Here is a 5,400-nt window from a genome sequence, read left to right as displayed (position 1 = left end):
CTACGTGGCTCACTCGATCGCGACGATGGCCGAAGTGCTGACGGCCAACCCCGGCACGCGCGGCCTGATCACCGCCAACGGCGGATACCTGACCAAGCACAGCTTCGGCGTCTACGGCACCGAACCCCCGCAGTCCGAATTCCGTTGGGAAGACACCCAATCCGCGGTCGATCAGGAGCCGACCCGGACGGCGGCGGTGGAATGGGAAGGCGTCGGCACGGTTGAAGCATGGACGACACCGTTCGACCGGGACGGCCGACCGGAGAAGGCTTTCCTGTCGGTTCGCACGCCGGACGACCGTCGCACGCTGGCATTGATCACCGACGCCACGGCGGCCGCGGCCGCTGTGAGCGAGGACATCGGCGGCGCCAAAGTCACGGTTGCGGCCGACGGCAGCGCCACATTGCCATGAGTTATCGGGGTTAGCTGAAAGTCACCTGAGAACCGACTCGCGCGTCTATTGTCGTTTTGTCGACTAGACGCCGTGGAGGTGCTCGGGCGTGCGGATCCTGCTGACCGGCGTCACCGGACTCCTCGGGCGTGCCATGGCCCGGCAACTGATTGCGGCCGGGCACGCGGTCAGCGGCATCGCTGCACACCCCCATGTAGCACTGCCTCCCGATGTCGACTTCGTCTGCGCGTCGATCGGCGACCCGGTATTGGAGCAGCTGGCCGACACCGCTGACGTGCTCCTTCACCTCGCCCCGATCGAGAACGCGGCACCCGGCAGCGCCGGGATCAACGGCCTGGTCCGGGTGACTCATGCCGCGTCCCGAGCGGGCGCCCGGCTGATCTATGTATCGGCCGCGTCCGGAGAGCCGGCGCTCTACCGGCAGGCCGAAGCCTTGGTTTCCAGCGGCTGGGCGCCGAGCCTGGTCGTGCGGGTAGCACCGCTGGTGGGTCGCCAACTCGATTGGATGACCTGCCGCACCATCGGCAGCCTGTTGCAGGGCAAGGCACCGACCGGACCGGTGCGCCTGCTGCATTTCGACGACCTGATTCGATTCCTGGTGCTTGCGGTGGCGACTAACCGCAACGGAATCGTTGACCTCGCGGCTCCGGACACCACCGACTTTGCCACGGCACGGCGGTTGCTGCGTCCTGGCGGGCAGCGACCGCGGCTCGGACGCCTGCCCACCTGGCCCCAGCTGATCCCCGAACTCGACGTCGCCTCGGCGCAAAGGGCATGGCGGTTCGAATTCGGTTGGGGTGCAAGCGATGCCGTCGAAGATACGATGCGGGGCCTGGCGGGCCGCCGGCTCGGCGCCGGCGGCGCTGTCGATCTGCCGGGACATCTGCCGCTGCCGGTCGACCTTGTCCCGCGAACCGAGCCGTTGGACGGCACGGTGTTGCGGTCGGCATCACCGGACGGCTTGGAGGGCGAGTTCGACGACCGGGGCGACCCGCGCTTCCCGGTTTTCAGCGCGGCACCGCTCGCCGAGAATCTCCCCGGGCCGTTGACCCCGATGACGCTCGACGTCCAACTCGCAGGGCTACGTGCCGCCGCGCGGGTGATGAGCCTTGTGATGGCTGGCGGCAACGTCCTCGCCGGCGAATGGGGGAGCAGGGCGATCGCGGTGTTCGGTCACCGCCCCTACGTCGGCGTCTCGGCGGGCGTAATCGTCGCAGAGCAATTTCCCGGCTGGGACGTCGACGAGGTCAGGCGCACGTCGCTTGTCGACTTACCAGTCGATGCGCTGTTGCCGCTGGGCCGGCCGCCGACGGCCGGCTACGCCGCCAAGGCAGGAGTCGTCAAACGGGCGTTGGCATTGTTGCGGCACCTGAAATCCGACACCCAGGCCTATGTGGCGGCCGCTATGGCCGAACATCTCGATGCGGCGCAACTGATTTCGCAATCCGACGCCCAGCTGCAGGCGCGGGTCCGACTGCTGCGTGACAGGATCCACCAGGGTTGGAGTCTTACCGGCCGGTGGCTGATCGACAGCGGGGTGACGGCGGCGACGGTGGAACGTGCCGGTCTGCGCGTCACCGTCTCGGGGATCGGCGCGTTGTTGGACAGCGATGCCGTCGCGTCCAAGACCTCGTCGTTGGCCGCCCTGATCCGCGACGATGCACAGCTGTGCGCGCTGGCCCTCGAACGGGACCTCGAGGGCGTCAGCGCCCAATCGCACACCATTGGTGCCGCGTTCACCTCCGCGGTCCGCCGGATCGGACACCGCGGTCCGGGCGAGGTCGAATTCGCAAACCTGATGTTCAGTGACGATCCACCGATGTTGCTTGCCGCCGCCGGCCGCGCCGCTACCGACCTTCCCCAGCCGACGTCAGCTGCCGGATCGGAGCCGAAGCTAACCGAACGGATGGCAGCCAGCGCCCGTGCCTCCCGAGAATTGGCCTACGACACGACTATTCGTTTCACGCACGAACTACGAATGACCCTGCGCGAGCTGGGTGCTCGGTTTGTCGACGCGGAGCTGATGGACGTTGCGGGCGAGGTCTTCTACTTGAAGTGCGACGAAGCGGTGACGATTCCCTCCGACGCGCGGCTGCGGATCAAACGGCGGCGCGCCGAGCGGGAACGTTTTCAAGGGCAACGACTGCCCGACGTCATCGCGGTCAGCTGAGATCGCCCAGCGGCGCCTGCGGGTCGGCCAACTTGACAACATCCACGGCGCTCTTCTTGCCGATCAAAGTCTTGATGTCATCGAGCACATCCCAGACGTTGACGTTCATCCCCGCCAGCACATGCTTGTCGCCGTCGAGCCAGAACGCCACGAACTCCCGGCTGTCGACGTCGCCGCGGAACACGACCTGGCTATAGCTGGGCGCATGGCCCGCGTATTCCATACCCAGGTCGTACTGATCGGTGAAAAAGTAAGGCAGTTCAGCATATTCACCGGGTTCACCGAGCATCCCGGCCACCGCGATGGCCGGCTGCTTGAGCGCGTTAGCCCAGTGCTCGGTGCGGATCCGCTCTTCGAACAGTGGATGTTCGGCCGCGGCGATGTCGCCCACCGCGTAGATGTCGGCGTCACTGGTACGTAGGGATGCGTCCACGAGCACCCCGCCGTCACCCGTCGACAGGCCGGCCGCCTCGGCGATTTCGATGTTGGGCTGCGCGCCGACAGCAATCAGGACCCGGTCGGCGGTGACTGTCGAACCGTCGCCCAACTTCAGACCGGTGGCTCTGCCGTCCTTGACGGTGATTTCCTTGACCTCGGTTTCAAGCCGCAGATCGACACCGTGGTCGCGATGCAGCTGGGCGAACACATTGCCGACTTCTTCGCCGACCGCAGCACTCAGCGGCACCTTTGCGGTCTCGACCACGGTGACGTCGATGCCGCGCTCGCGTGCGCTCGCCGCGACCTCCAGCCCGATCCACCCGGCCCCGATGATCGCTAGCGACGTACCTTCTTTGAGAGCCGTGTTCAGGTTCGACGCGTCGTCGAATTTGCGCAGGTGATGCACTCCAGTCGCATCAGAACCCGGAATCGACAGCCACCGCGCACGTGACCCGGTAGCCAGCAGCAACTTGTCGTAGCGGACATCGTTGCCGTCCGCGAGAGCGACGGTGTGAGCCTTGCGGTCAATCGCCAGCACATCAGTGCCAACCCGTAGGTCGATGTCGTTGTTGCGGTACCACTCTGAGTCGTGCACAGTGAAATCGCTGAGCGATTTCTTGCCCGCAAGGAAATCTTTTGACAGCGGCGGCCGCTCGTACGGTAGGTATTCCTCGTCCCCGAACAACTCGACTTTGCCGTCGAAGCCTTTCTCGCGCAACGCTTCGGCCGCCTTCGCTCCGGCAAGTCCGCCGCCGACGATAACGAATGTGCTTTTGTTGGCCACGATTGCTCCTAACTGTTTGTCACCTGCTGGCGCACTTCGTCGTCGAGCGAAGCACGGACCAGCGCTGCGGCCAGACGTGCATTGGCCCGTGGTGCGAGAGCACCCAGTTTCGTCGGATCGGTAGGTAATCCCAGCGCCTTGGCGGTCCGGGTGGCACGTTGGTCGAAGTGCGGCCGGACCCATGTCCAGACGTCTTGGACTTCGCGCAGGAAGATGTCAGCGCCGGTGTCACCAATTCCCTTGAATTCCTTGAGCATTCGCCTGGCGGCATCGACGTCATGGGCACCACGTCGGGCAATATCGCGCAGGTCACCGGAGTACTCATCGACAACTCGCTGAGCCATGTCGGCCAGCCGCGTCGCCGAGCTCTCGTCGTAGCGGACATAGTGCGCGCGGCCGAACGCGTTGATCATGGTTCGCCGGTCGGCCTCCAAGACGGCCTTCGGCGTCTTGAGCCCGTCGCTGAACAGTTCATGGCCGGCGCGCATGGCGATCGTCGCGTCGATCGGCTTGCTGGCCAACATGCACAGCACCAGCAACTGAAACAATGGCATCGGCTTGTCCCGTATCTGGACATCCGCTTCGGCGGCATACGTCGTTCCGGCGACTTTCAGCAGTCGTCGAACTACCTGCTTCTGCTCGTCCATTAGCCAGGGGCGTACCCGTAGTTGGGCTTCGCAAACGTGACGACTATTTGGACGGTAGGGCTCGCGCGTAGTCGATGCCGCGCGTCACCCAGCCGGTCAATTGCCGTTTGGTCTTGACGCCGTCGGCGTCGACCCGGATCCACCCGCGTACCTCGCGTCCGGCCATCACCATTGGGCTGACATGGGCTCGCGCCAAGAGCTTTTCGGTGTCATCCGGCGGTACCCGGACCATCAGGCCGCCCTGACGGCTGACGGCCACGGACATGTTGCCGTTGATCAGGAAAGCCAGACCGCCGAACATCCGTTTCTCGTCGACACCGCGCAGCGGGCCTAGCAACTCACGGATACGGGCCGCGAGGTCGGTGTCGTAGGCCATGGAGTTTTCGCCTCAGTCCAGGTCCACCCGGATCGTCAGCAACTCGCTGCCCATCAACCGCACCAGGGCGCTGTTAAATCCGGGCAGACTGCGCAACCGCTCGTCTGCGTCATCGCCGGGCAAAAGGTGGGCGGTTCCGGTGCGCCACTTGCCGCGGATGCGGAGCCGCACCGCCGGGTTGGCCTTGATGTTGAGCACGTAATGCGAATGCTCGCCATGCTCCGAGACCATCCAGAATTGGTTGTCGACGACCCGGCCCCCGATAGCGGTGCGACGAGGCTGCCCGGACTTTCGCCCGGTGGTCTCCAGCATGGTCATCGGTGACCGTCGACCAACTGGATTGACCACCAGGCGTTGAGCCGTGTGAACGATGCGCCGTTTGAGCTGCTGCAGGTCGGTCATGCCCGCAGGCTATCCGACATCAGGCCGCGGCGGTCACCGCTTGTGTTGCGGGCTCCAGTGCCTGCGCGACGATCGCGGCGACATCGGTCATCGGTTTGACGTCCAATGCCTCGAGCACCTCGGCGGGCACGTCGTCCAGGTCTGGCTCGTTGCGCTGCGGGATGAACACCG

The 5,400-nt window shown here is 65.3% G+C and carries 6 protein-coding genes and 1 pseudogene; 2 read left to right on the top strand and 5 right to left on the bottom strand.

What is annotated here, in order from left to right; all coding sequences use genetic code 11:
• Both WAO18_RS12225 and WAO18_RS12220 read left to right on the top strand, forming a co-directional pair.
• A pseudogene (locus tag WAO18_RS12225) lies at positions 1-412 on the top strand (hypothetical protein); the annotation flags it as partial.
• A gap of 88 nt (positions 413-500) precedes the next feature.
• A complete protein-coding gene (locus tag WAO18_RS12220) occupies positions 501-2,582 on the top strand; it encodes an NAD-dependent epimerase/dehydratase family protein (RefSeq protein ID WP_422206537.1) in 2,082 nt (693 codons plus the stop codon).
• On the opposite strand, the gene WAO18_RS12215 is transcribed toward WAO18_RS12220, so the two are convergent.
• The 5 genes from WAO18_RS12215 to WAO18_RS12195 all read right to left on the bottom strand — a co-directional run.
• Complete coding sequence (locus WAO18_RS12215; protein ID WP_422206536.1) at positions 2,575-3,804, bottom strand: NAD(P)/FAD-dependent oxidoreductase; 1,230 nt, start codon at positions 3,802-3,804, stop codon at positions 2,575-2,577. The genes WAO18_RS12220 and WAO18_RS12215 overlap by 8 nt on opposite strands.
• An 8-nt stretch (positions 3,805-3,812) precedes the next feature.
• Positions 3,813-4,451 (bottom strand): endonuclease, encoded by a 639-nt coding sequence (locus WAO18_RS12210; RefSeq protein ID WP_422206535.1) that lies wholly within the window; start codon positions 4,449-4,451, stop codon positions 3,813-3,815.
• A gap of 43 nt (positions 4,452-4,494) precedes the next feature.
• Entirely contained in the window at positions 4,495-4,827 is a 333-nt protein-coding gene (locus tag WAO18_RS12205; protein WP_422206534.1) for a TfoX/Sxy family protein, read from the bottom strand.
• A 12-nt stretch (positions 4,828-4,839) separates the two neighbouring features.
• The gene (locus WAO18_RS12200; RefSeq protein WP_422206533.1) at positions 4,840-5,229 is read right to left on the bottom strand and encodes a nitroreductase/quinone reductase family protein; all 390 of its coding nucleotides are present in this window, start codon (positions 5,227-5,229) and stop codon (positions 4,840-4,842) included.
• A 19-nt stretch (positions 5,230-5,248) separates the two neighbouring features.
• A partial coding sequence (locus WAO18_RS12195) for a S16 family serine protease (RefSeq protein ID WP_422206538.1) occupies positions 5,249-5,400 on the bottom strand: 152 nt, incomplete at its 5' end.

Source organism: Mycobacterium sp. (genome assembly GCF_049278535.1).
Taxonomy (GTDB): Bacteria; Actinomycetota; Actinomycetes; order Mycobacteriales; family Mycobacteriaceae; genus Mycobacterium.
This window is presented reverse-complemented; position numbering and strand designations above follow the sequence as displayed.